Origin of the sequence: Lysinibacillus sp. NPDC097214 (assembly GCF_050277945.1) — a bacterium.
GTDB lineage: Bacteria > Bacillota > Bacilli > Bacillales_A > Planococcaceae > Lysinibacillus > Lysinibacillus xylanilyticus_B.
Map to the genome: position 1 here is coordinate 30,911 of NZ_JBNNSS010000002.1, position 25,425 is coordinate 56,335.

25 protein-coding genes are annotated in these 25,425 nt (G+C 34.0%); 4 read left to right on the forward strand and 21 right to left on the reverse strand.

The features are described from left to right. Window positions 1-368: 368 nt before the first annotated feature. The 13 genes from ACQKMI_RS03950 to ACQKMI_RS04010 form a co-directional block, all read right to left on the reverse strand. Window positions 369-776, reverse strand: a complete 408-nt coding sequence (locus tag ACQKMI_RS03950; RefSeq protein ID WP_427487392.1) for a GNAT family N-acetyltransferase — start codon at window positions 774-776, stop codon at window positions 369-371. A gap of 176 nt (window positions 777-952) precedes the next feature. Then, window positions 953-1,516 carry a hypothetical protein gene (locus ACQKMI_RS03955; protein WP_427487394.1) on the reverse strand — a complete coding sequence of 188 codons (564 nt, stop codon included), beginning with the start codon at window positions 1,514-1,516 and terminating at the stop codon, window positions 953-955. 225 nt (window positions 1,517-1,741) lie between these two features. After that, window positions 1,742-3,010, reverse strand: coding sequence for a DUF4179 domain-containing protein (locus tag ACQKMI_RS03960; protein ID WP_427487396.1), 1,269 nt, complete (start codon window positions 3,008-3,010; stop codon window positions 1,742-1,744). Then, window positions 3,007-3,507 carry a sigma-70 family RNA polymerase sigma factor gene (locus ACQKMI_RS03965; protein WP_427487398.1) on the reverse strand — a complete coding sequence of 167 codons (501 nt, stop codon included), beginning with the start codon at window positions 3,505-3,507 and terminating at the stop codon, window positions 3,007-3,009. The genes ACQKMI_RS03960 and ACQKMI_RS03965 overlap by 4 nt, the downstream gene beginning before the upstream one ends. A 335-nt stretch (window positions 3,508-3,842) precedes the next feature. Beyond that, window positions 3,843-5,018, reverse strand: coding sequence for a hypothetical protein (locus ACQKMI_RS03970; protein ID WP_427487400.1), 1,176 nt, complete (start codon window positions 5,016-5,018; stop codon window positions 3,843-3,845). Between the two features lie 13 nt (window positions 5,019-5,031). Beyond that, window positions 5,032-5,859: a hypothetical protein gene (locus ACQKMI_RS03975; RefSeq protein WP_427487402.1), complete on the reverse strand. Its 828-nt coding sequence runs from the start codon at window positions 5,857-5,859 to the stop codon at window positions 5,032-5,034. Next, entirely contained in the window at window positions 5,856-6,545 is a 690-nt protein-coding gene (locus ACQKMI_RS03980) for an ABC transporter ATP-binding protein (protein ID WP_427487403.1), read from the reverse strand. The genes ACQKMI_RS03975 and ACQKMI_RS03980 overlap by 4 nt, the downstream gene beginning before the upstream one ends. Next, complete coding sequence (locus ACQKMI_RS03985) at window positions 6,542-6,931, reverse strand: GntR family transcriptional regulator (protein WP_374966927.1); 390 nt, start codon at window positions 6,929-6,931, stop codon at window positions 6,542-6,544. The genes ACQKMI_RS03980 and ACQKMI_RS03985 overlap by 4 nt, the downstream gene beginning before the upstream one ends. A 373-nt stretch (window positions 6,932-7,304) precedes the next feature. Beyond that, window positions 7,305-7,694, reverse strand: a complete 390-nt coding sequence (locus tag ACQKMI_RS03990; RefSeq protein WP_427487959.1) for a GNAT family N-acetyltransferase — start codon at window positions 7,692-7,694, stop codon at window positions 7,305-7,307. A gap of 227 nt (window positions 7,695-7,921) precedes the next feature. Next, window positions 7,922-8,560 carry a pyridoxamine 5'-phosphate oxidase family protein gene (locus ACQKMI_RS03995; RefSeq protein WP_427487404.1) on the reverse strand — a complete coding sequence of 213 codons (639 nt, stop codon included), beginning with the start codon at window positions 8,558-8,560 and terminating at the stop codon, window positions 7,922-7,924. A 135-nt stretch (window positions 8,561-8,695) separates the two neighbouring features. Continuing rightward, a complete protein-coding gene (locus ACQKMI_RS04000) occupies window positions 8,696-8,980 on the reverse strand; it encodes a hypothetical protein (RefSeq protein WP_421052319.1) in 285 nt (94 codons plus the stop codon). A 52-nt stretch (window positions 8,981-9,032) separates the two neighbouring features. Beyond that, a complete protein-coding gene (locus tag ACQKMI_RS04005; RefSeq protein WP_427487405.1) occupies window positions 9,033-9,509 on the reverse strand; it encodes an NUDIX hydrolase in 477 nt (158 codons plus the stop codon). A gap of 438 nt (window positions 9,510-9,947) precedes the next feature. After that, window positions 9,948-10,442, reverse strand: a complete 495-nt coding sequence (locus ACQKMI_RS04010; protein WP_427487406.1) for a hypothetical protein — start codon at window positions 10,440-10,442, stop codon at window positions 9,948-9,950. Window positions 10,443-10,767: 325 nt separating this feature from the next. Here ACQKMI_RS04010 and ACQKMI_RS04015 point away from each other — a divergent pair, with 325 nt between their 5' ends. Continuing rightward, window positions 10,768-11,259, forward strand: coding sequence for an RNA polymerase sigma factor (locus ACQKMI_RS04015; protein ID WP_427487407.1), 492 nt, complete (start codon window positions 10,768-10,770; stop codon window positions 11,257-11,259). Continuing rightward, on the forward strand, window positions 11,259-12,170 hold the full coding sequence (locus ACQKMI_RS04020) for a sigma factor regulator N-terminal domain-containing protein (protein WP_427487408.1): 912 nt from the start codon (window positions 11,259-11,261) through the stop codon (window positions 12,168-12,170). The genes ACQKMI_RS04015 and ACQKMI_RS04020 overlap by 1 nt, the downstream gene beginning before the upstream one ends. 210 nt (window positions 12,171-12,380) lie before the next feature. Here the strand turns inward: ACQKMI_RS04020 and ACQKMI_RS04025 are convergent, their stop codons facing one another. The 5 genes from ACQKMI_RS04025 to ACQKMI_RS04045 all read right to left on the reverse strand — a co-directional run bounded on the left by ACQKMI_RS04025 (window position 12,381) and on the right by ACQKMI_RS04045 (window position 18,024). After that, window positions 12,381-12,767 (reverse strand): DUF5071 domain-containing protein, encoded by a 387-nt coding sequence (locus tag ACQKMI_RS04025; protein WP_427487409.1) that lies wholly within the window; start codon window positions 12,765-12,767, stop codon window positions 12,381-12,383. A gap of 182 nt (window positions 12,768-12,949) precedes the next feature. After that, window positions 12,950-13,357 carry a DUF6157 family protein gene (locus ACQKMI_RS04030; RefSeq protein WP_427487410.1) on the reverse strand — a complete coding sequence of 136 codons (408 nt, stop codon included), beginning with the start codon at window positions 13,355-13,357 and terminating at the stop codon, window positions 12,950-12,952. 562 nt (window positions 13,358-13,919) lie between these two features. Then, window positions 13,920-15,749 carry an ABC transporter ATP-binding protein gene (locus tag ACQKMI_RS04035; protein ID WP_427487411.1) on the reverse strand — a complete coding sequence of 610 codons (1,830 nt, stop codon included), beginning with the start codon at window positions 15,747-15,749 and terminating at the stop codon, window positions 13,920-13,922. Next, window positions 15,742-17,505, reverse strand: coding sequence for an ABC transporter ATP-binding protein (locus tag ACQKMI_RS04040; protein ID WP_427487412.1), 1,764 nt, complete (start codon window positions 17,503-17,505; stop codon window positions 15,742-15,744). The genes ACQKMI_RS04035 and ACQKMI_RS04040 overlap by 8 nt, the downstream gene beginning before the upstream one ends. Before the next feature lie 72 nt (window positions 17,506-17,577). Beyond that, window positions 17,578-18,024, reverse strand: coding sequence for a MarR family winged helix-turn-helix transcriptional regulator (locus ACQKMI_RS04045; protein ID WP_427487413.1), 447 nt, complete (start codon window positions 18,022-18,024; stop codon window positions 17,578-17,580). Between the two features lie 383 nt (window positions 18,025-18,407). Here ACQKMI_RS04045 and ACQKMI_RS04050 point away from each other — a divergent pair, with 383 nt between their 5' ends. Next, entirely contained in the window at window positions 18,408-18,920 is a 513-nt protein-coding gene (locus ACQKMI_RS04050; protein WP_427487414.1) for a peroxiredoxin family protein, read from the forward strand. Between the two features lie 190 nt (window positions 18,921-19,110). Here the strand turns inward: ACQKMI_RS04050 and ACQKMI_RS04055 are convergent, their stop codons facing one another. The 3 genes from ACQKMI_RS04055 to ACQKMI_RS04065 form a co-directional block, all read right to left on the reverse strand. Continuing rightward, window positions 19,111-19,953: a nucleotidyltransferase gene (locus ACQKMI_RS04055; protein WP_427487415.1), complete on the reverse strand. Its 843-nt coding sequence runs from the start codon at window positions 19,951-19,953 to the stop codon at window positions 19,111-19,113. 273 nt (window positions 19,954-20,226) lie between these two features. After that, window positions 20,227-22,356, reverse strand: coding sequence for a DNA topoisomerase III (gene topB, locus ACQKMI_RS04060; protein ID WP_427487416.1), 2,130 nt, complete (start codon window positions 22,354-22,356; stop codon window positions 20,227-20,229). A gap of 554 nt (window positions 22,357-22,910) precedes the next feature. Next, window positions 22,911-23,894, reverse strand: a complete 984-nt coding sequence (locus ACQKMI_RS04065) for a hypothetical protein (protein ID WP_427487417.1) — start codon at window positions 23,892-23,894, stop codon at window positions 22,911-22,913. A gap of 808 nt (window positions 23,895-24,702) precedes the next feature. Between ACQKMI_RS04065 and ACQKMI_RS04070 the strand changes: the two genes are divergently transcribed. Beyond that, the gene (locus ACQKMI_RS04070) at window positions 24,703-25,395 is read left to right on the forward strand and encodes a response regulator transcription factor (protein ID WP_427487418.1); all 693 of its coding nucleotides are present in this window, start codon (window positions 24,703-24,705) and stop codon (window positions 25,393-25,395) included. Window positions 25,396-25,425 lie beyond the last annotated feature (30 nt).

Sequence of the window (25,425 nt, forward strand, 5' to 3'; positions counted from 1 at the left end):
TCTTCGTTATTTAAGTATATGCTCATTAGCATGAAGAAGATAACTACACGAACTTTAGGTTTTCGCGCTCGATTATGCCGCGGCATAACTGAATCCGATATCGGCTTGTACTTAAGCCTGCAAAAGGTATTAGTGTAAATTTTAAGAGAATGACTAAACGAAATAACCCATAAGAAGCAAGATGAAGTCTATTCTCTAAAATTCCCAAAATAATTACACTATCACTTTTTAGATTATGTACGCCTACTCTATGTAAATGTTAAAGCAGTTAATCCCGATTTTTCACCTCTTTTTATGTTCTTCCAAAGTGAGAAAAGCTATCGCTCTAATTGAACAATCGCACTTGATAGTGTAATAACGAATTAGATTTAACGATTTATACTTTTTGTCATTCCAATGGAAAACTTCTTAAAGCCAAAAGTTTCATAATAGGTTTCTAAACTTTCAACACACATTAGTTGAGGAATTACTCGATTTTGCTCACAATGTTGAATTATTCGATTCACCATTTCTTTGCCGATTCCTTCAGACTGATAGCTTGGTAGAACACATAATCCACATACTATTCCAGTAATTACACCATCTGAAATAACACGCCCCATACCTACTAATTGTTTTTCGTCATAAGCATAAATTGCATACCAACTTTGATTGCACATTTGTTCCAAATCATTAATTGTTAATTTAAGTGAATTCCATCCTAAAGATTCATATAAGGTTAGTAATTGCTCAAAGTCATTAGGTGGTTCTATCGTATAATGTATAGATTTTCCCATATAATCACCTCAGAATTTTTGTTTATTTCAGTTTAACATCAACACTTTAATTTATACATTTTTTAACACAGATTTTTCCATTAACCAAAAAATTTATTAATCATTAGCCATCTTCCTTCCCATTTCATTTATAGTGTTTGTTCAACGTTCTATTCGCCCCCGTTAGCTCAATAAGTTTAATCTACTTTCTTAGATGATTTGACTCTTTTTGAGTTCCATTTCCAAATTAAGATTAACGAAAAGGCTATTATTAAAATCACAAGTTCAAAATCTAAATCCTTATCATGCTTGAACAACATCTTATAGCCTAAATAAACTTCTTTTTTCGGTTTTTGACCTTCCCCAATTAATTGTTCATAATCATTATTTGATTCTACTAAAACAACTGGACTACAAGGACTATTAAAATAGTTCCCTTTTTCTTCGTTCAAATAAATAATGTATTTTTTCCCCTTTTCAAAGTTATAAGCCCATGTAAAATCAGCTTCAAAAATCAATTGGGAATTCACTTCTGTTTTCCAACTTTTCTCAACATCGATCAAGACATACTTTTTTGTCTCTTTTAGACCAGTGAATCCTTTAATATCATTTTTCACATTTAAAACCGTCCCAACGATTGCAGTATCAAAATGGTCAATTGCTGGTCCTTCTAATTCAACACAACTCAAAGCCTGGCTTTGAATTGGAAAAATTGTAGTTAGAGATATAGACAACATTAGTATCAGTAATATTAATCTCATATTTCCTCCATTAAGTTAATTTTAACCAATTAGACGTCTTTGTTTGTCTTTACGTTTCAAAACGAAGGAAAGCCACTCCAAAAGTTTGGAATGGCTCTTACTTTTATCTCACGTTATCCTTTTGCCTTGGTTTTGCTTTACCTGAAGCCAACACAGAGATATTACCCCAAATATGGAAACATTAAAAAGAGTTCAAAAAGGAGAGCCTTTTTGAACATCTTTACTTTATTTCAATGGAATATTCAGTTCAATATTTTTTCCGATAGGATTGAAGTAATAGTTTATATATATTTTTGCTTTGCCATCATAATTTTCAAAGCTCTCCGTCGCAAATAGGTACTGCTCATCATCTGAGTACGAGCCACCTGTATAATTTAACGGCGTGCCATCAGCTTTTACAGCACTATTTAGAAACGAATGTCGCATTCTATCATCCCATTTCTTTGCAGCAACTGATACACCTTGCTCTGTTACAGAAATATCCCAATCTAAATAATCGGGCTTCGTGAGTACTTCATTTGTGCCAAAATCAACTTCGATAAAATCCTCGCCCTTTGGAACGGCATGAACAGCTCCAATTAATAGTTTGAGTGAATCTGAATCATGGAAATAGTTACTTTGTAAATTTAGCGTGAATTTGCCATCGCGACTATTTCTGCCTATGAACAAGCCGTTTTTAACGACTTCTTCTCTTCGCTCCCCATTTTCCGTCTCGACCGCAATATTTTCAAGAGATAAAATTTGCATCGTATTCGCTTCATCTAATTCAATATCGATTGCCATTCTTAATGGAGAACGGCGAATTTTTGTAATCGTAAATTTCTGACCATCGACATTTACAGTACGATTCGCAGTAACAGTTTTCTCCTTTGCGATTTCATTTTGTAGCGAAAACGGTACCGATATTTCTATGTTCCCCTTATCTTTTTCATAAAAATGAAAAACCGCTTTAAAATCCTTTGAAGTATAAGCGAAAGGCTCTGAAAAACTATAATTTTCCGAAGAAGAGATACGTGTTTGATTTGACTGATGGCTTGTAGATGAACCTGAACTTCCGCCTTCAATTTCTTCGTCCCCTTGGTACAATTGAACTTCTTTCAAGTGTAATTCCGAAATATCAAATGAGGCATCGGCGTCATAGTAAAGTACTAATCCCGAACTATCTGCAATCACGCCTTGCAATGTAAGCGATAGGCCATTTTTAGACTGCGTCGCATTGATTTCCTCATAGTAGTCATTGTCCACAATATCTTTTATCCCTTTATCTCTTACAACCGCAGATACAATTGCTTGAAAGCCAGGTATTTTTGCAACATGGCTAGCAATCGTAGGAGAAACACGAATTGAAAATAAAAAGCTTAAGCAAAACAAAAAGGCTATTGCACCCGAAACAATGCGCTTCTTTGTTCTTTTTTCTCGTTGAACTTTACGAAACATATCCATCCGTACTTGTTGAAGTTTCTCCTTTGGAACGTCAATCGGTAGTTTACTCATAGCCAGTCCTCCTTTTCTCCAGCGAAGTTTCTCAGCTTCTTTAGTATGTGGTGAAGCTTAGACTTTACAGTACCCTCCGGAATTTGATTTAGCTCAGCAATTTCTTTGTTTTTTAGTTGCTGAAAATATTTCATATAGACGAGTTGCTGCTCCGACAAAGATAAATGTTCCAATAACCGCTCCATATCAGAGTAGATACCCCATTCAACTTGGTGATGCTCCTTAATTGCAACGGTTGGTTGGCGTTTTCGCAAATGGTCTTTACAACAATTGATTAAGACGCGCACGAGCCATGTTCTGACATATTCGTGCTGTTTAACGGTATGCATTTTTTTCAGTGCCTTATAAACTAGGTCCTGCATCACGTCTAAAGCGTCTTGCTCATTTTTCAGATATGTAAAAGCCATGCGATATAAAATTTCTTCATCCATTTCAATAAGTGAAAGTATTGCTTGATGATCCCCTCGAATAGCACGCTGCACGATTTCACATTCCATCCTTTTCGCCTCCTTCCTCCATTAGACGGAGCGATGCTTCATTTCGTTCAAAAATTTTGAAATTATTTGAAACCTTCTATGAATTTACCTATAATCTTTGCGTCAAAGATGTTCCTATGAAGACGTAAGTTTTTAATTCCTTCCTTAACTAACCTACTCCGTTACTCAATAAGAAAAATTGCCTTTAACTTTCTCCAGTGATTAATTTCATTATCGGCATACTGTCATTAATATTCCACAAATATCCACCAAAGAAAAAAACGGCAGATACGAATCAAGAATTCATACCTGCCAAAGCTGCTTACTCAAATTTATTAAAATGTATGTTCTTCAAATTAATGAATGTTGTTATATATTTGCTCGATATAAAGTGAGTAATCTGCATCTAGTTTTTCTTTATCTTCAGTGATGATTTTACCTTCATATAATGATTCACCTGTCCGTAAATCACCGATAAGGAACAAATGACCATCCGAAACACGATCGACTAAATATAGCTTACCATCTGTAATCTGTATAGAAGGTTTTTCTTTAGCATTAGCAATGCTTGGATATTTAAAGCTGATAGGTTCTTCCCACTGATTCTTCCCTATATTATAACGGTTCAGTACTAAACCATTGGTTGAACGAACAGGAATGAATATATCTGTTTCTTGAAGAATGATCCAGTGCTTATATGGATTTAATTCGGCTGGAATTGTCCATTCCTTCACTTCATTATTCAGATAGTTATACAGATACATTGGGCTAGAGATAGTTTTACGCTCACCATTTTCCAGATATTTGTATTTTTCAACCATATATAAGAAATAATTTTCATTTTGTACTTTATTATAGTCATTAAATATATAGATGCTGGCCCTGCTTATCTCGTCTGACTCTATTTTTGCAATAATTGAGTCTTGTTCTAATTCCTTTTTGTTTTCATCAACCGTGTATAAGTGCAACTCTTCCTCATTATTGAGATTGCTTGTTGCTACTATTTTTATTTTTCCATTTTCTACATAGACATCACTCTCATTGATCCAGTCATATCTTACTTGGTCTGGCATATTGATTTCAAATGAAGAACTTTCATTTGTATTTTTATCAAGTATATCGATTTGCAGAGTGAAAGAATCTCCTCGACCCTCTTTATTTGAAAAAATCGTGTAAATTAAACGGTCTTCATCTTCAAAATACTGTCCAGGATTTGCTTCTTTTCCACGCATAAACTTACGGTGTTCTTGAATATATTTTTGAAACATCCCAGGGTAATATCGTTCCTTCAACTCTCCAATAAAAGACCCGCTTTGATTAGTCGAACCATCCTTTGATATATCCAACCTACGAAAAATATCACTACTTTGATAACTTGCATGAATGATAAGGTTGTCGATTTCTCCCTTATTTCCGCTAGTAGATTCAATTTTAAAAGATATATTCTTTGCCATTGCCTGTTGAATATAGTAAGTACCGATTGTCGTCACGATGATTAAACTAATCAATATCGTTTTCCAATATTTTTTCATTGCCATTCCCCCCTTAGACCCTGATTTTATATTTTAGCAAATGATTTGCAATCCAAATGGCACTTCCTAATACGATGATGCTCATTACCAGTTCCATTAAAAAGACTTCAAGTGAATAAAAATAGCCACTAGAAAATGCATTTAATAATAATGGCGCAATAAAGACTCCGAACGAAAGCATTCCATAAACGATTGCGATAAAAATGCCTTTTAAACCGTAACTTCGTTCAATTAAAATGGCCGTGAATAGAACAGCTACAAAGATTAGCCCGACTCCATAAATCAGGAAAAATTCCGTTAAGGTATTCGGATACACCCAGTCCAACACTTCTAAACTATCAAAATCATAAATTGAAAAATGCGATTGTAAATCTGTTGGTATAATACTATTAACAATTTGCATTTCGATTGAGATTAAAACCATTTGCAAGGCAACTAAACCAAGTACTAAAAGCATAATCGTCGTTAATTTTGAGAAATAAATAGTAATTCTTTCAGTTGGCAACATTAATAATCTATAAATAAATGTATTTTTTCCAAACCAGTCCCGATACCAAATAAAGAATACATAAATCATCAACATGGCTATGCTAAAAAAGATTGGCAGCAGAAACCATTCTGAAATAACGAAATGATCAAAAGAAAATAATCCGTAATCTTTAATATATTGGCTCATTGATAGTTGCTTTTTATACATCACCTGATCCACGCCATTCATATATCCTTTTGACACGACAATTGCCCCAATGACCTGGCTGACAATTATCAATCCTATTAAGGTTAGGTACAGTTTGAAAAATCGATTTACTTCGAAATTAAGAAGTTTTAAATAGTTTTTCATCCACGATACACCTCTCTCATGACATCAACGACTGATTTCCCTTCCTTTTCACGCATTTCCTCTACGCTAAATTCCTTTAATACTTCACCGTGATCAATAAGCACTGCTCTATCAATCAAGTGTTCAATATCACTAATTTCATGGGTTGTGATAATCACACCACGCTCTTCAATTAAATGGCTTGTAAACACTTCGGCAATCTGTTCACGGGAGAAAATATCAATACCAGAGAATGGTTCATCCATCAGTAAGTAATCGACATTCAGTGCCAAACCTAATATCATATTGACTTTAGCCATATTCCCCTTTGATAAATTGGCAATTCGTTCAGTAGGGTCTAGTTTAAAAAATTGCAACAGCTCTTCTGCCCTTTGAGGATCCCAGTTTTTATAAAAATCGGCCATGAACGCAAAGGCATCACAAATTTTCATTTGCGGCAACATCGTAATCGTATCTGGAATAAAGGTAACTTTTTCAAAGCTTTCTTTCCTGATTTTTTCCCCATCAATCAAAATTTCACCGCTATTAATCGGAGTAAGCGCCATAATAGCTTTCATAATTGTCGTCTTTCCTACTCCGTTTATACCGATTAAACAAGTAATTTCACCTTTTTCAGCAGTAAAAGAAAGACCTTTTAATACCCGTTTCCTGCCGTATTTTTTCTCGACATTTTTCACTTCGATCATTTCGATTCCTCCGCTTCTCCGCTTTCGGCATCATGCTTTTTCTTAACTAGCTCCAACACTTCGGATAACGGCACATCGATGGATTTAATAGAACCTAAAAATAAGTCAACCGCTTCGATAATCAATTCCTCACGGACACTTTTAAGGACCGCTTCATCTTTAGTAATGCAGCTCGGCATATTCCCCTCAGTAAAAATCAATCCTTGTTCCCCCATTTCCTTATAAGCTCGTTGTGCAGTATTTGGGTTTATCTTTAACTGGTTGGCTAGTTCCCTTCTTGATGGAATCTCCTGACCAGGTTCAAAATACCCCTTGGCGATTTGCTCTTTAAAATGCCGGATAACCTGTACATAAACTGGATCCCGATTATTAAACTTTACAGTCAATTAACTCAACTCCCAGAAAATCATATTTTCGTGTACTAAGCACTTAATACAGATTGTGCATAACGGTGGGCTATGTACTTTTAAAGAACCAGCCAATTTCTTATTTAGCCATTAACCCGCTAATCGCTCTCGGTGTATTAACAACTTAATACACCATACTCAAAAAATGTAAAAGTGTATCAAGCATATAATACACTCTTCGTAATGTATTATATGCTTAATACACTTTTTATGTCAATCAAATCCATGGAAATAATTATCAATTTTAAAAAAGACAACCAGTTACGAAACTAATTTGCCACGAAAGTTTTAGTAGAAAAAGGCTTTACTCCTTATTGAAGAAAAGCACCCCGTTAGTTGAATAAGATGTGTTTCATTTTCTATGCAATACATATTGAGACTTACTGAATTTAAAGTTATTTTTCTCGTAAAACGGAATTAATTCTTCTCCACAAAATAAGCTAATCACATCAATATGAGAAAGTTCGTCCAACAATTTTGATACAAGTGTCGTTCCTAATCCTGCTTTTTGAAATTCATTATGTATAACTACATCTTCAATGTACGCCCTAAATTTACCGTCTGAAACAGCTCTTGCGAATCCTATAAGGTTACCGTCAATCCACGCACCAATTGAAATATCCTTTTTTAACATATTTTCAATATCATTCTCTTTTCTTTCTGCCCACCAACCTGTATTTTTATAGAGCATCATAAGTTCAGTGCCTTTAATTGGTCTTTCGGAAAAACTTAAAAATTGCATATTCATTTGTTATCCCCCTTTGACTTTTCATTAATTTTACATCTACAGTAAAGAGCTGTCTTGTTCAACTAAACTGCCCCGTTAGCTCAATAAGAAACAAGATGCTGCCGCTGCAACATCTTGTTTAACTCTTGCCACCCGTTAATTTAAAAGAACAGCGACGCTTATTTATCAATCGCGCCCGTTTGTTGAAGATCATTGCTGAGCATTGTTTAAGAAAAACACCTTCAATAAAGTCTTTTTGTATAACTTTCCTGAAGTCTTTCAGCTATTATATCAACACTAGAGTTTGAAATCTTAGCGTGTTCAAATAAGATTTTAGCAGCAGATGGTAATGTTTCTTTTTTAGCCCAAGAGGACTGTTCCCATAATTTTGACCTCTTAAAAGCTTTTGCACAATGTATAAAACATTCCTCTACTTCCACTCCAATACCTACAATAGGTTTTTGTCCTTTAACAGCCATCTTTTCAAGTAGCTCATCATCTTTTACCAAACAAGCCTTACCGTTAACTCTGAGTGTTTCTCCTAATCCCGGAATAAAAAATAAAAGACCTACTTTCGGATTTAATAAAATATTACGCATAGAATCTATTCTTTTGTTTCCTGGTCTTTCTGGAATAATTAAATGCTTATTATCTAGTACACGAACAAAACCAGGCATATCCCCTCTTGGTGAAACATCACAGAAACCTAAATTATCTGAAGTTGAAATCACTAAAAAAGGTGATTTAGAAATAAAATCATAACAATGATGGTCTAAATCTGTAATCACCTTTCTTATTACTAATTCACTCGGAAATCCAATAATAGAACGTAATTCTTCTTCAGTTTCAATAGTATTTTTAAATTTTTCATTTTGTTCCAAACAGACTTCGCTCCTTCGTTTACGACTAACATATGAACTGATAATACTATTCTTCTTTAATTAAATGGCCCGATTATTGAACAAACAGACTTACACAATAATTGTATATTATATAAATGATGTGACAATAAGTAATTATCTCTTACCTTTTAGTTCTAAAAGTATAGGTGTTATATTTAGTAAGATAGAAACGATTGTCAAAAACCATAATGCCTTTTCCATACCAGGTACTACATCCAATAGAGCTGACCAATCTTCCACTTTTACCCACCCAGATACAAGACTGTATTCTGAACAAAGTGTTAATGCTGTAAATGATAATCCTATCGCCATAGCAAGCTTATAATCCTTTCCTGCTACATACATATAAAGATTTATAAGAGTCGCTACTATTGCAATAATCCCTAATATTATCCACATAACTATACCTCCATAAATTTTTATTTATGTCGTGTAATAATACTAATGTGCATTAGTTTTCAATACGCAAATATTCAGAAGGATTTCTCATGACAAAATGTTTTTCAATAGACATTAAAACTTCATCATTTCCAGGTAATGAAACCATGGCAATTGCCTCTTTAAGCGATAACCATTTATATTCATTGTGTTCGTAATTTAATGTGACTTCTTGTTGTTCTTCAACATATCCAACAAATACAGGTGCAACATAAATATAATTTTCTTTTGGTGAATAAATTTGATCAAATTTATTAGTAGTATATAATAAAACCTTTGTAATTCCAGTTTCTTCTTTGACCTCTCTTAAAGCAGACTCCCAAGCCAATTCTCCTTCCTTAATACCTCCGCCAATATAACACCAAACATTATTTAAAATAGATGTGGACCTTTTCAATAACAGTGCTTTATACTCATTTTCAATCTTTTTTAATAGAACAATTGCAACACCTGTACACTTTATTGGAACTTCACCATAATCTCCACTCATATACTCACCTCATAGTGTTTTTCTATAGCCCTTATCTTTCCTTTTTGCTTTAAATACAATTATTCATAATCTCAATATAGAGAACGAAAATGTGTGGTAAATGTTTCCTTAAAGTGAATGAAAACGTTCCACGAGAATATGGCCCGATTGTTGAACACATGTAAAACACCACTCTTCAACTAAACTGCCCCGTTAGCCATCCATGAAGCGCAAAAATCAGCACTTCACCACAGAAAATGAAAGATGATTAAAGTTCTTTCATGGGAGTTTATGTACATTTCTTCACAATCATTAAATCGATTTTAACATAAATATCCAACAAAAAAATTCAGCTCTAAGGAAAATGAACTGCTCTTTAATGAAAAAGCAATTGCTCTACTTGAACAATCGCACCCTTAAGTTTATGTGTAAAGCTTCACATTCTTCGATTGTAGTCACTTATTTCTTCCATCCTACGGCTATACCGTTGAAGGGAAATTCAATCACCAATTTCATTTGAGGTGAATAAATATATCTGTCCCAATTTCTCACTTCTTCAATTCTATGTATAATTTTAATCAGTTTTGTTTTAATGACATGTTGAGAGTAAAGGTCAATAATATAGCAAATTTCATTATTTACTTTATGATTATTAATGACTAGTTCCGCTAATGCACCTTCATAGTCAACAAAGTTAGAAAATATAGTTTTGTAAAACATAAGTGTCCATTCAATTCCATTAGCACTAAATGGAAATTCATCAAATAATTCTTCAGTAATTTTTTTTGAATCTTCTTTTGATAATATTTCTACTTCCTCTTTAGAATCTGTAGTTGGAAATAACTCATTCACTTCATTTAAAACAGTTTCGTATTCTCTTTTTTCCTCTTCTTTTAATTCTTTTTGTTTTTGCTTGGCTAGCAACCCTTTTAAACGTTCCTTTTTATCCTTCACCATAGTCACCCTGACAATTTTGTTTATTAAATTTGATAGTATACCAATTCCATCGTTCACTAACTTGCTTAAATTCGAACAATACGTTTTTAACTGCTTGTGTACAACGAGTTACAATAAAACTCCTAATTATATAGCTTCTAAAGAATTTCAAAGTTCGGATACGCTTACTTTCAATTCACGAATACTTGAAAATTGTCCCCTTAGACCATTTTATAAATGATATTTCTATATCGATCGAAATATTTTTAAATTCATATAAAATTAATTTATGTGTATACATTTGGAAACGTTCATTCGTTGTATAAGTATAAGGAGGAAAAAGATGAAAAAAGAAGACGTACTAGCCTCCTATCTTATCAATTTAGGAGAGGAAGTGTTCCGCCTATTACAAGCGAAAGGAGCCAAAAAAGAGGATGCGGAAGATATCATACAAAATACCTTTTATAAAGTTTATCTATTGTTGGATGACTTAACAGATAGGAATTTACGTCCGTGGTTTTTTAGAGTATCACTTAATGAATATATTGACTTGAAAAGGAAAAAAGAGCAAAAGAATATTTACTTAAGCGAGGAAATCTATTCGAAGCTACGACATATAGACTGCGAGATTAATACGATTTTAAATAATGATGAGATTTTCTATTTATTAAAAGACGTCAAAACAGAATATAAGGAAATTTTCTTTTTAAAGTATTACTATGATTTTTCTTATGAAGAGATTGCTACTATTTTGGATATTCAAATAGACAGCGTAAAGCAAAAATTATACCGAGCACGTAAATCTATTCACTCAAAAATAGGAGGAAAACGTTAATGGATATTTCGATCAAAACCGCTTTAAAAAAAGCGAAACGAAAACAACTACTAAAAATCATCATTACTTCAATTATTGTCGTACTGATTCTAATACCAATCTTCTATAAAACAGGCAACTACTTTGCAGCCAAAGGTTCTACACGACTTCATGATTCGCTTTTCTTACATAATGCAATTGCCGAGCCGAATATTCAAATCGACTCTCAAGTAACAGCTAATTCATCCATGTTTGGTGGTAATATTATTACGAATCGTTCAAAAAATATTAATGGCTATGTAGTCCCTTGGAGCACACTTACGAGTTCGTATAATTGGCTTCGCTCAGATATTGACAGCAATGAATTAGTACCTGGCTTTTATTGGTCTGACACGGGTTTTTATGAGTATGATAAACAAACAAAAAATAAAGTGGCGACATTTTATCATCCTTCGATTCAAGAGTATTTTAATGGTACACCAAATGAACTCAGCGAAGTTTCACAAATGAAAAATTACGTGGCGGAAGTTGCTATTTCTTTTGATCAACCGTATACATTAAAAGAAATACAAGCAAAAATTCCCGATAATTTAAACATTGTATGGTTGTATATGGCCTCGAAAATTGCAGATGAAAGTAAAGGACCTTCAGGGGTGTCGGTTTATGGATTTGAACCATCTTCTTCACCAAAAGATGCCTATAAGGAATTTGTTGATGTTCTGGAAAAATATGGTGGTAGCGGTGGGAATGAACCTATTCAAGAGTTTTTAAATTCAAATAAAAATAAAAAATGGGATGAGGTGGGAATTTTAGGGGTAATGCTAACTGGCCAAACGCAAAATTTTAAAGCCTTAGAAAATCAAAGTTTTGTTCGTGGCGCTTCAGTAGGTGCCACTGAACAAATGGTACCTTATATAAAACCAGAAAAATAACGAGTCGAGATCAGAATTACATTTGGTCTCTCTTTACAGTAAGTGGCTGAAGCTATAGAGCAAAACAGATCAATTATACCTCGGCATAATTGCATCCGGAGGCTTAACTTCTTTGGAGTTTGTAATTATATGAAGGAAAAAGAGGCAGTATCAAAAATGAGTACTGTCTCTTTTTCTCTTCTTTAACTAATCTGCTGAAGGGGAATTTTTTTAGATTGTTTCCAAAATCTCTTTTGCGATTTCATCAAGTTCTTCTGCGAGTTCATTAGGTGTAGGTGTTTCAGCAACTCTTGTTAAATACTCTCTAAACTGAACTCTTGACTCTACTGGCAATTCAATAATCAAAAAGTGTAAAATAAACCACTTCCAGTTTTCGTCATCTGAAGATAAAACATCTTGCACATGCGGGACAATTTCTTCTGGAAAAGTTAAAAGTAATTCTAATACGCTTGGTGCTACTGGCCAATTCATATCTTGAATCCATTCAAGGAGGTTAGGCAGTAAAGGCAATATTATATCTCTATCCATTTTTATAATCATTTCTACTCTATCTTTATCAAATTTATGTCTTGGTAAAACATCTCCAAAGTTTTCCACAAGCATCCCTCCCTTTGATTTTTATACGTGGCAATTTCTTTATTATATCAGTCTTTATTTAACTAAACTGCCAAGAAAGTTCAAGAAGAAGGGCTTGTTACACTGTATATTCGTCCCGGAATGTGTAACGAATCTTTTGTTTTAACTCAGGCAGATATAAGAGTCGTCACGCCATTTCTTTGTTATTTTACACTTCGTTTAGAACGCATTCCTTTTAATAAAGTGATATTAACCGAATTGAGAAATTGTTCGTACCCTTCACTATTCACATCATATATTGCAAGTTTTCCTTCATCATCGTAATGTATTCCCCACCCATATTTCTTTACCAATGGTAAAGCTCTAAAACACGCTTTAGGTTTTTGGAAAAAATGTTCTCTGGATTCATCTAATTGATCTGATTTAATTTGGTTTTTAATCAAATAAGTTTGAAACTGTACATCTTCCTGAGTATATTTGTAAGGGTTATTACTGATTAAGTCATATTCAATCGAAGCTATAGTAGGTTTGTTATTTCTTGGGAGAGGTGTAATAGCTGAATTAACTTCTGAATCCTCTGAAATTTTTATAAAAGTATTTTTATAACTCATAAAATCAATCCCTCCTGTAACCATTTGTGTGTGCATCGAAAATTTCTTGTGTCATAAGAAACCTCCAATTCCCAATTTTCAAATCTTTAGAAAGCTCTTACTCCACTAAACTGCATCGTTATACAAAAAAGCGTCAATCTACATTTCATTAACACTCCTTTATTTTCTCTTAGTATAAAGCTCAAAATCAATTTATCGGAACATTTTTTCGAATTATCGGAACGTTTTTTCGAATTATCGGAATAAATTTTTGATTTATCGGAACAAATTCAGTATTTATCGGAACAATTTTTAAATTTATCGCATAACTTTAATTTATCACCCAACTATTTTAATTTATCGCTCAACTTTTTTTATCACCCAACTTTTAAACTTTATCACCTAACTTTTAAAATTTATCGCTTCAAGAGATCAAAATTATCAACATTTCTTCATAATATTCACATAGATTTAAATATCCAACAAAAAAATCACCTCTAAGAAACGAGGTGATTATTATCAAACAATTTTTATTAAACTACACACTTTCTAGCAGCCAAAAACGAATAGATAGCATTCAAATTTAAGAAGCATCTTCAAACTGACTATTATAAAGATCCGCATAGAATCCTTTTTCTGCTAGCAGCTCTTCATGATTACCACTTTCAATAATATCTCCGTCTTTCATCACTAAAATCAAATCGGCGTTTTTAATAGTTGAAAGTCTATGTGCAATCACAAATGATGTTCTTCCAACCATCAATTTGTCCATTGCTTGTTGAATAAGTGCTTCAGTACGCGTGTCAACGGAACTAGTAGCCTCATCTAAGATAAGTAATGGTGCTTTTTTAACCATTGCCCTTGCAATCGTAATCAGCTGTTTCTGTCCTACAGATAAACTTGTATGATCATTTAAAACTGTGTCATAACCTTTCGGCAAGGTTTTAATAAAGTGGTGCAAACCTACCGCCTTACAAGCTGCAACCACTTCTTCATCGGTTACATTAACTTTGTTATAAACGATATTTTCCTTAACGGTACCTTCGAATAGCCAAGTATCTTGCAGCACCATACAAAACAAATCGTGAACATTTTTACGAGTAATCGACTTAATTGGTACACCATCAATCATGATTTCCCCGTTATCTACTTCATAGAAACGCATGAGAAGATTAACAAGCGTTGTTTTCCCAGCCCCAGTAGGTCCGACTATGGCAACTTTTTGACCTGCCTTTATCTGGGCAGAGAAATCTTTAATAATCAGTTTCTCTTTCGTATATCCAAATTTAACGTTTTTAAATTGCACATTGCCTGTAACATCTTTGGCATCTAAAGTGGCTTTTTTATCACTTTCGTCTTCAAGTTCCGTTTCATTTAAAAACTCAAATACACGTTCACTTGCTGCGGCAGTTGACTGCAAGCTTGTAGCTGCCTGTGCTAACTGAGACAGTGGCTGAGTAAATAAGCGGATATACACCATAAATGAAACAATCACACCAAATGTAATGGAACCTTTCACTGTAAGTGCAGCCCCTACTACACAAACAACAACATAGCCTAAATTTCCGATAAAGATCATGAGGGGCATCATCATGCCCGACATAAACTGTGCACGCCAAGCGCTATTAAAAAGACTTTCATTGATTTCATTAAATTCTAGCTTCGCAGCTTTTTCACCGTTATAAACCTTCATAACATCATGCCCTGAATAGATTTCTTCAATATGGCCATTCATTCTACCAAGGTCTTGCTGCTGGCGTATGAAGTATTTTCGAGATCTGGAAATAATAAAGGTCATTAATACAAATCCAACGAAAGTGGCAGCAATGGCTGACAGTGTCATCGTCACATTAATAGAGAACATCATAATCAAAGATCCGAAGAACATAACGACCGCTGTCACTAGCGAACCAATACTTTGGTTTAGAGACTGACCAATCATATCTACATCATTCGTGACACGACTTAACACATCACCATAAGTTGTAGAGTCAAAGTATTTCAACGGTAATTTATCGATCTTGTTCGAAATATCTGTACGTAAGCTTTTAGAAACTCGCTGCGTAATCGTAGCCATAATAAACGCCTGAATATAGTTGAAAATAAAACTCAATCCATACAAAATAGCAAGGAGCAGACCAATATTCCCTATAGCCGTAATATCAATCTCACCAGTAATGCCATCCATTATCTTATCAGTTATCTCACTAAGCTTATTAGGTCCAATGATCGTGAAAATTGTTCCTACAACCGCCAATACAAGTGCAAAGAGAATCGCTGGTAAGTAAGGTTTACAATAGGCAATCAACTTTCCCCAAGGCTTTTTGAAATTTTTCGGCTTTTCTCCAGGAGCTGCCATATGACCTGGGCCACCGGGACCTCTTCTGGGCTTATTTGTTTGTTTATTACTCATTGTCCAACTCCTCCTTCGATAGCTGAGAATAAGCGATTTCCTGATAAGTCTTACATGTTTTCAATAATTCACTATGTTTTCCCATACCGACGATTTTACCTTCATCAAGAACAATGATTTTATCAGCATCTTTAATCGTTCCAATTCGCTGTGCCACAATCAAAGTGGTCACACCTTGTGTTTCTTTTTTCAAGGTAGAACGAAGTTGACGGTCTGTTTTATAATCTAGAGCTGAGAATGAATCATCGAAAATAAAGATTTCTGGATTTCTATTCACTGCCCTTGCAATAGAAAGACGTTGTTTTTGTCCTCCTGAAAGATTTGTACCACCTTGAGCAATAGCCGCATCATATTGGTCATCCATGTTCTCCACAAAATCTTTCCCTTGGGCAATTTCCACCGCTTTTTTGATTTCCTCATCTGTTGAGGGGTTCTGACCGTTACCACCGTAGGCAACATTAGATTTTACTGTACCTGAAAATAGTACGACTTTTTGAGAAACGTAACCAATTTTATTATGAAGAGCTTCTTGTGCATATTCTTTCACATTAATGCCGTCGACGAATACTTCACCCTCAGTAGCATCGTAAAATCTAGGAAGTAAATTAATCAGCGTACTTTTACCACTACCAGTAGAACCGATGAAAGCGACAGTTTCACCTTTATGTGCTGTAAAGCTAATATTTTCTAAAACATAGTCCTCTGCATTAGGATATTTAAAGCTAACATTACGCAGTTCAATTTCACCTTCGATTCCCTTAGGTGACGATCCCTTTTCTCCATCAATAATTGTCTGAGGTGTATTTAGCACTTCATTAATACGCGTTGCAGATACCGCTGCTCTTGGAAGTAAAATGAACGTCATTGATAACATCATAAATGCCATAACCACTTGCATTGCATAAGATGAAAATACGACCATATCACTGAACTTACCGATTCTATCCATAGCCCCTGCATTATTAATTAAATGCGCTCCAATCCAATAGATTGAAAGAGTTAAACCTGACATAATCAGACCCATCCCCGGCTGCATAAGGGCCATAAGTCGGTTCACGAAAAGATTTGTATCCGTTAAATCCTTATTTACTTTTTCAAATTTTTCTTCCTGATATTGTTGTGCGTTATAAGCATGAACAACACGAATTCCAGTTAAACTTTCTCTTGTTACTCGGTTAAGACTATCTGTCATTTTTTGAACGACTTTAAATTTCGGTAATACAAAGATAATCAGGTTGCCGATCATAATAAGTAAAACAATGACAGCTACTCCTGTTGCCACTGACCACTCCCAGCTTTTCCCCGTAATCTTCAAAATAGCCCATGTTGCAAGGATAGGAGCCTTAATCATAACTTGAAGACCCATTGCAACAGTTTGCTGTATTTGCGTTATATCATTAGTCGAACGAGTAATAAGACTTGCGATTGAAAAACCATTAATCTCTTCCATAGAGAAAGATAAAGTTTTATCAAAGACGCCTTTTCGCAATTCCTTTGACAGAGATGTTGCTACCCTTGCCGCAAAATAACCAACAATGACTGCCAATATCATACTGCCAAGGGCACATAAAAGCATCTTCCCTCCAGCTGTCCATATTTCGCTCGTTTTACTGCCCTCTGTTTGTACAAGGGTCGTAATTTTAGCCATATAATCCGGCAACTTTAAATCCAAATAAACTTGCCCTACAATGAACACAATACTAGCAATAATAAGCGTCCATTCTTTCGGTTTTAAGTATTTAAATATTTTCAACATATTCGCAGTCCCCCTCATTTTAGTTAGCACGCTAACTATATAATCATAAAAAGCTTCAAAATAGCATCTTCTTCAAGATTCTATATTTTCTTTCATAGCATCCATTACTTCAAAAAAAACGTCAAGTTTCTCTTCCGGGATACCTGATAGTAATTTTTGTTCAAGAATCGCTCTACGAGTCATGATACTGTCATGTATTTTCAGCGCGTCTTCTGTTAAGACAATTTTTTTAAGTCTTGAATCGTAGGGAACAGATTGCCTTGTAATCAAACCATTATTTTCCATAGACTTAAGTGTTCTAGATGCTGTTGATTTACGAATAGAAAAGTCTCTTTCAAAATCCTTTTGAAAGACATCTTTATCTTGGTTTTTGCAAAGATAACTAATCGTCCAACCATGCATGGCAGTAAGGTTTTCTTTTTCCAATAGTGTATGGTCCAATTGTCTTCTCATTAAAAGCGATAATGTACGCAACTCTAATCCAACTGATCTCCTTTTGCTCAATTTTTCTACCTCCAATATTTCTACGGCCTAACTATCGTATTTAAAAACTAATTTATTAGCTTTCTTGGTGAAACATCTGCATAATAAAGATATTTATGTCCTTAGGTGCCAATGGATCATGTTGAGATTTATCTTCGTATTCAGTTTGCCATATTGTCTTTAAATAATCCAACAATAAAGTATGCTTATAAATGTCAAAATAACAATGACATTGTGCTTGGATACATCAATAAATTACAATAAATAACGAATGACATAAAAATTGTTAGAGAAGAAGATTTACCTCCAATGAACCTCGGCATTTTGGTATATGTTATTTTTCATTTTACATATCTAATTTTAAATAGGTAATAATACAAAGTGGTATTTAGATTATCAATTTTAAGGAGGAAAAAAGTATGTCTACATTTAATTTACGTGACAAAGTACCTGATTTTACTCTTCCAGCAGTGAATGGTGAAGAATTCTCTTTTGTATCCCATCAAAACCAGCACAAAAGTTGGCATCTTATTATCTTTTTCAGAGGTTCATGGTGCCCTGTTTGTGTTCAAGAATTAAAAGAGCTTGAAGAAAGCAAAAGTTATTTTGAAGGCAAGAATGTACACCTAATTACCATCTCAACGGATCAGTTAGATAATTTAAAGAAAATGGTTGATGAGCTCAACCTTACTTTTACCGTCTTAGCTGATGAAGAGTTAAAAACATTACAAGCATATGATGTTTTTTATCATGGTGAAGATGCACCATATGAGGATCATGGCACGCACGGAGAGCCTGCTTATTTCCTAGTTGATGAAAATGGACAACTACTATATCAACAAAAACAAACAAGTCCATTTGGACGCCCATCATCTACTGAACTTCGCAAGATCGTCCAATATATTGGAAAAAATTTAAAGTCAAATCAATAAACAAAAGTGATTGGCCGCAATAGAAAATGTTCAATTTCAAATGGATTTTTTTATTTATCGTAAATATGAGTTAATACTTAATTATAAAAGGTAATCACATATGATGATGTGATTACCTTTTTCTTAAAGGCTAAAAAAACAATACTATTTCCAATTGTGGCAGCTACCGAGAATTCGATTTCGGAAGTTATTATATTTTCATGTTTAATTCTCTATTAGGGTTATTGCATCGTAGCCATTTATCAGCTTCACTAACCATCCATGTTCCAAATTCATTTAAAAACGATAACAATTGCTTTGTATCTATTATGGGTGTTATGGCATATTCAAGCGCCTTTTTCATGTCATTTTCTTTTTCAGGATAATATTTAGAAAACACTTTATAAGCAGGATATAAATCCCTTGAATATGTATTTTCCTTTGTTATGACAAGTGCAAGTCCTGCTCTTACGATAATTTTCATAATCCACTTGCAACAATCTTTAATATCCTCTAAATCTGAATTATCTTGAAGGTCATCACAGGCATTTTTAATTTGACCATGTAAATGAATAAGATGGTCATTTGCTAAAGCTTCGTTCGCTTTATATCTAGGTAATTGAGGTATCAAGTCTTCTCCAAACACACATATTCCATGAGTTTGGAGTATGAAACTAATGATTGAAAAAGATGACGTATTTAAAATATCTTCTATGCAGTGAACACTTAGTTCAATACCATCTACACAAGTATGTTTTTGAGTTAATTTTTGTTCTACTTCTTTTATCCGCTTTAACTGCAGTTTATTAAGCTTTTGGTTAGTAATCGCTATTGTGTCTAAGTCAGCTACGCCTTCAATACCTATTCCTTTTGGAATGGATCCCCTTATGTATACACTATGTAAGTCATCTTGAAGATGGGTAGAATACGTATGAACCACATCGTTTATCACAGGAAGAAAAATAGGGTTGATTTTATTCCATTCTGAATGGTTAATAATGTGTCCATCACTATCCGTAACACATAAGCTTCCAATTTCTCTAATAGTAGTCATCACATTTCTCCTTTTATAAATTTCTAGTAACTCCGCGCCTATCGCTGTGGGTTTTATATTCTAACGAATAAAAACACGACAGTACATAGTCATTTTCTTAAATATCTGATTATTATATCTATTTCGTATAAAAATAGGATAGCACGTTCTATATCGAACACGCTATCCTACTTTCATTTTGGAAGTACAATATATTGAGATAAACTTCAAAACTATACTTAATTTTGATCCTTATTTTCAGCAAACTCCATCTTCCAGCTAAAGTATTCTCTTTTACTTTTCATTAAACTCAAATTCAATCTTTCCATCTACCAAACGGAGTGACGCATTAAATTGTTTACCATTTTTTGATTTAAACCCTTTAAGCAGAGCTGTTTTACCAATCTTACATAAATCATTAATGTTCTTTTCAGTTAGCTTTTTTCCCAATAGCCTTCCTGGGAACGTTTGCTTACAACCATTTTTATAATTCGAGCAACCGTAAAAGCTTTTACGCAAACCTATTTTTCCTACTTTACATGTCGGACACGTCACAATATCTTTCACAGCAGTCGGTTTAAACTGCTCTGAGTCAATTGTAAGTGACTCTAACTGTTTAGGTACCTCGGAAATTAATTGATTAACAAATTTGCCTATGCTTTCAATAAAATGTTTTGCAGAGCCTTCTCCACGACCAATTTTATTTAAGTAAATTTCCCATTTTGCAGTCATAGATGGACTTGAAAGTAATGTCCCTTCAATTGCCCGACATAAAAGCTCCCCTTTAGGCATAATGCTCACTATGTTTTTTCGTACTTCAATAAATTCATGCTTTTTAATCGTCTCTATAATGCCACTCCGAGTTGCTTCTGTACCAATACCTTCAATCGATTTTAGCACCTCGATTTCTTCTTCATCCTCAACTGATTTACCACATGTTTTCATCATTGTAATGAGTTGCCCTTCTGTATATGGCTTAGGTGGCGTTGTCGTGCCTTCTATAATAGAAACCTTACTTTGTACCATCTCATCTTGGAATACAACAGGTAACGACTTCTCACGTTCCTGCAATTCTTTTTCACTTAAAAATAATTCTTTCCATCCTTTTACAAGCTCTGTTTTCCCGACCGTTTTAAACTCTAAATTTTTGACATTCGTTATAATCGTTTTTTCATCGTATTCATAATCTTGATGGAACATAGCGAGAGTCGTATTGACTATTTCAAAATAAATATTTCGTTCATCAGCATTCATTGATTGTAACGCTTTTTCTGTCGGCACTTTTTTCGTTGGAATAATAGCATAGTGCTCCCCAACGTTAGCACTGTCGACGTAACGTTTGTTATTCCCTCGATTTATCGCATTAAATGACTTTCCCACGAGCTGCTGATATTTTGCCAATGATTCATTTAAATAGGCAAACTCATTATGTGTAATGAGCTGTGAATCGGTACGTGGGTAAGAAACGAGCTTTTTCTCATAAAGTGATTGCGTAAGTTTCAACACATGCGACGGACTGTATTTCCAACGTTTATTGGCGTTGGCTTGTAATGTTGATAATGCATGTAGTTTGGGTGGTGCAATACGCTTCGTTTTGTTCGTTACACTCGTAATTAGACCTGTATCCATCGGTTCAACCCTATGTTGTTGCAATAATTGCACAGCCTCTGCACGCTCTTTTGTTTTTAACTTTGCCTTCCCTTTATATACACCATTTTGTGCTTTAAAAACCCCTTCAATTTCATAAAATTTTTCAGGCTTGAAATGTTCGATTTCCTGTTGTCTTTTATAAATTAAATAGACGGTTGGCGATTGCACACGACCGATAGAGATGCTACCCTTAAAGCCCTTTTTTTGTAATAGTAGCGTATATAGGCGACTACAGTTCATGCCTACTAACCAATCGCTAATTTGACGTGTTTTTGCTTCTTGGTACATGAGCAAATCACGCTCATTACTTTGCATATTATTAAAACCTTTTCGAATTTCCTCAACCTCTAATGAATTGATCCATAATCGTTTAACAGGCTTATTTATTTTCGTCATTTTTAAAAGTGAGTAGAAGATATTTGAACCCTCACGTTCACTATCGCAGCAGTTATATATCATTGTTACTTGCGGATCACTAAAGATTTTTTTTACAGCATTAAATTGTGTATACATTTTAGAGACAACTTTATCTTCAAATTTTTGAGGAATGATCGGTAATGATGAAAGCGACCATTTCTCCCATTCCTTTTGATATTCTTTTGGTTCCTTTAATTCAACAAGATGACCAACTGCCCAGGTAATTACTGCACCTTCAGGAAAAGTAGAACAAGGTTCCAATTCAATAAATACTTTCTCTTTTTGTTTAATTTTAAATGCGTCTGCATAAGCTCTTGCTTGAGATGGTTTCTCTGCCAAAATGGCGATTTTCCCCATTAATCATCACATCTTCTTTAAAATATTTTAGTAGCTTTATATATAAACAATAAACTCAACTAATCAGATTAGTTGAGTTTATTGTGAAATACCTTACTACTATCTTACTTTAAACAATGTAAAATATCACTTACTAAAATCTATGTACCAGGAGTGTAATACGTGTCATTCTATAAAGCTTATTATCATCCCATTCATCAGGGGACAATTCTTTGATTGTATTGAAAAATGCACAAAAAATCGCTATGTACCTATTGGAACATAGCGATTTTCGTACGAGGAGAACATTTCATCAGCTATTGGAAGTGTAGTTTTTTCTATAGTAAATGTTTCTCCATTGGGGGGAGTTTATATGAACCTCTATGAAGAGGGATGTTTAGAAAGCTCAAGTACAAATATTACTGTATTTTATTTAAGTTTGTTTTTTTACTTCTTATTCTGATCTGCATCAAATTGGCTTATTGCTCCCGAGTGTACCTATTCGTGCTAGTTAAATAGCTTATACCTTCTCTTTAAATACCGCTGGTTTGCTTACTGAACTACTCACTTTACTTTTATCTCTTAATTCCAAGAGCTTCATCAAGTTGTTTTGTTGCTTTTTCTTTCGTTAATGTACCTGCTTCTGCTTGGCTGAAAATTTCTTGTACTTTTTCTTTAGAAATCTCATCTAAGTTAGTTGGTTTACTTACTGTTTTTTTATCTACCTTCATTCCAAGAGCTTCATCAAGTTGTTTTATTGCTTCCTCTATCGTTAATGTACCTGCCTCTACTTGGTTGAAAATTTCTTGTACTTTTTCTTTAGAAATCTCATCTACGTTAGTTGGTTTACTTACTGTTTTTTTATCTACCTTCATTCCAAGAGCTTCATCAAGTTGTTTTATTGTTTCTTCTTTCGTTAATGTACCTGCTTCTGCTTGGTTGAAAATTTGTTGTACTTTTTCTTTTGAAATCTCATCTACGTTCGCTGGTTTACTTACTAGTTTTTTATCTACCTTCATTCCAAGAGCTTCATCAAGTTGTTTTGTTGCTTCTTCTTTCGTTAATGTACCTGCTTCTGCTTGGCTGAAAATTTCTTGTACTTTTTCTTTAGATATCTCATCTACGTTCGCTGGTTTACTTACTAGTTTTTTATCTCCCTTCATTTCAAGAGCTTCATCAAGTTGTTTTGTTGCTTCTTCCTTCGTTAATGTACCTGCTTCTGCTTGGTTGAAAATTTCTTGTACTTTTTCTTTAGATATCTCATCTACGTTCGCTGGTTTACTTACTAGTTTTTTAACTACCTTCATTCCAAGAGCTTCATCAAGTTGATTTATTGCTTCCTCTTTCGTTAATATACCTGCTTTTACTTGGTTAAAAATTTCTCGTACTTTTTCTTTAGAAATCTCATCTAAGTTAGCTGGTTTACTAACTTGCCCTTTCACAAATTCACTACCTTCAATAATTTCAGTTGGGACTTCGGCAGCAAATGCAGCTCCAAAAGTTGAAAGCGCAAATACAGCACCTAAAGTTGTAGCAGCCAATTTCTTTCTCTTTTTCATAGTTTTTAATCTCCTTTTAAAGTAATTTGTCTTACAGTCTTGATTGTATAGGCGTTATCTGTAGTTACTGTGAAGACTATCTAGAGATTATCTGGAGATTTTGGAGCATCTGGAGTATTTTTCCGAAAAATATCAGCTCTGTGCAGTAAACCATAGTAGATTTGAGTTCCAGCATTAATTCAATTTTCTACAATGGAAAGTCCATCTACCATTTTTCGATCTTTTTATCATATTCTTTAGCATCATAATGCCGGAAAAGATGTCCAAAAGCACACGAAATGACATAACCATTTCCTTCAATGAAACCATCATTTTTGCTTTTAATTTTTAAAGCATCTGCAATATTCTTTGCTACGGATGGATTCTCTGCAAATTATTAATCTAAGTCCCACTTAAAATCAACCTCCCCTATTCTTTTTCTCTTTCGAATTATTCATTTTAGAAAAACTTCATTAAGGCTCCTAAAAAAAATAAGAATATTTTGCACTTCTTTTTTCCGCTTACTTCCTCAACCCAGAATATACGGTACTGGTATAAACAGTACATTCCAATCAAATACTCTATTGTGTTACTTGAGAACATTTTGTAAATGAACATTTTTTTCGCTCTAAAAATTTTTACCTTAATAAATCTCTCCTTATAGCCATTTTGAGAAATTCCCTGCCATTTTAGAGAGTAAACATCATAATGTACCATCAATGTTTTTTAGGGTAAGGAAAGAATCAGATTCTTTATTAAAATAAGTTTGAATATGAATGATTTATTCTGTAATATAAACAAGCCTCATAGTAAAAGGAGTTGATAGATAATGGCACAATTAATCAACATATTAGTTGTTGAAGATGACAATGATATAAATCAATTATTATGTAGTATCGTTGAAAAAAGTGGATATGCTTCACAACCAGCTTTCTCAGGAACAGAAGCAATGATTTACTTGGAGAAGCAAAATTGGGATATGGTATTACTTGATCTAATGCTTCCTGGTATGAATGGAGAAGAAATACTGTCAAAAATAGTTGAACAAAGTAACACGCCAGTCCTAATTATTTCTGCCAAGCTGGAGCAGCAAACTAAAATTGATGCTTTAAGATCGGGTGCGGATGACTATATTACGAAACCATTTGATATAGATGAAGTATCAGCGAGAATTGACTCTCATTTGAGAAGATATCGACGTATGCAGGAACTTCCGACGAAAAAAGAATTAAGGCACAAAAACATAGTGATTGATACGGAAGCTAAAAAAGTAGTTGTTGAGGGGAAATCACTCGCCTTTACAGCTCGTGAATACAACATTTTAGTTCTTCTTATGTCATCACCTAACAAGATTTTCACGAAAGAGAACTTGTTTGAAAATGTTTGGAATGAACCATTTTATGGTGATGATAATACCATTAATGTTCATATGAGCAATTTAAGAAGTAAGCTCTCTAAAGCTAGCCCTGGTGTTGAATATATCGAAACAATCTGGGGAATGGGCTACCGTCTTAAATCTTAAGGTTTTCTTTAGATTTAACTTAAGCTTCTC

Coding starts and splice junctions, on each gene's coding strand:
- ACQKMI_RS03965 (WP_427487398.1), bottom strand. CDS start 3,507: ATGGAATGTGAAATCGTGCAGCGTGCTATTCGAGGGGATCATCAAGCA.
- ACQKMI_RS03980 (WP_427487403.1), bottom strand. CDS start 6,545: ATGATCGAAGTGAAAAATGTCGAGAAAAAATACGGCAGGAAACGGGTA.
- ACQKMI_RS04065 (WP_427487417.1), bottom strand. CDS start 23,894: ATGAAAAAGAGAAAGAAATTGGCTGCTACAACTTTAGGTGCTGTATTT.
- ACQKMI_RS04055 (WP_427487415.1), bottom strand. CDS start 19,953: ATGACTACTATTAGAGAAATTGGAAGCTTATGTGTTACGGATAGTGAT.
- ACQKMI_RS04005 (WP_427487405.1), bottom strand. CDS start 9,509: ATGAGTGGAGATTATGGTGAAGTTCCAATAAAGTGTACAGGTGTTGCA.
- ACQKMI_RS04035 (WP_427487411.1), bottom strand. CDS start 15,749: ATGAGTAATAAACAAACAAATAAGCCCAGAAGAGGTCCCGGTGGCCCA.
- ACQKMI_RS04040 (WP_427487412.1), bottom strand. CDS start 17,505: ATGTTGAAAATATTTAAATACTTAAAACCGAAAGAATGGACGCTTATT.
- ACQKMI_RS04050 (WP_427487414.1), top strand. CDS start 18,408: ATGTCTACATTTAATTTACGTGACAAAGTACCTGATTTTACTCTTCCA.
- ACQKMI_RS04030 (WP_427487410.1), bottom strand. CDS start 13,357: ATGAGTTATAAAAATACTTTTATAAAAATTTCAGAGGATTCAGAAGTT.
- ACQKMI_RS04020 (WP_427487408.1), top strand. CDS start 11,259: ATGGATATTTCGATCAAAACCGCTTTAAAAAAAGCGAAACGAAAACAA.
- ACQKMI_RS03960 (WP_427487396.1), bottom strand. CDS start 3,010: ATGAGTAAACTACCGATTGACGTTCCAAAGGAGAAACTTCAACAAGTA.
- ACQKMI_RS04000 (WP_421052319.1), bottom strand. CDS start 8,980: ATGTGGATAATATTAGGGATTATTGCAATAGTAGCGACTCTTATAAAT.
- ACQKMI_RS04015 (WP_427487407.1), top strand. CDS start 10,768: ATGAAAAAAGAAGACGTACTAGCCTCCTATCTTATCAATTTAGGAGAG.
- ACQKMI_RS03950 (WP_427487392.1), bottom strand. CDS start 776: ATGGGAAAATCTATACATTATACGATAGAACCACCTAATGACTTTGAG.
- ACQKMI_RS04070 (WP_427487418.1), top strand. CDS start 24,703: ATGGCACAATTAATCAACATATTAGTTGTTGAAGATGACAATGATATA.
- ACQKMI_RS03975 (WP_427487402.1), bottom strand. CDS start 5,859: ATGAAAAACTATTTAAAACTTCTTAATTTCGAAGTAAATCGATTTTTC.
- ACQKMI_RS03990 (WP_427487959.1), bottom strand. CDS start 7,694: ATGCAATTTTTAAGTTTTTCCGAAAGACCAATTAAAGGCACTGAACTT.
- ACQKMI_RS03970 (WP_427487400.1), bottom strand. CDS start 5,018: ATGAAAAAATATTGGAAAACGATATTGATTAGTTTAATCATCGTGACG.
- ACQKMI_RS03955 (WP_427487394.1), bottom strand. CDS start 1,516: ATGAGATTAATATTACTGATACTAATGTTGTCTATATCTCTAACTACA.
- topB (WP_427487416.1), bottom strand. CDS start 22,356: ATGGGGAAAATCGCCATTTTGGCAGAGAAACCATCTCAAGCAAGAGCT.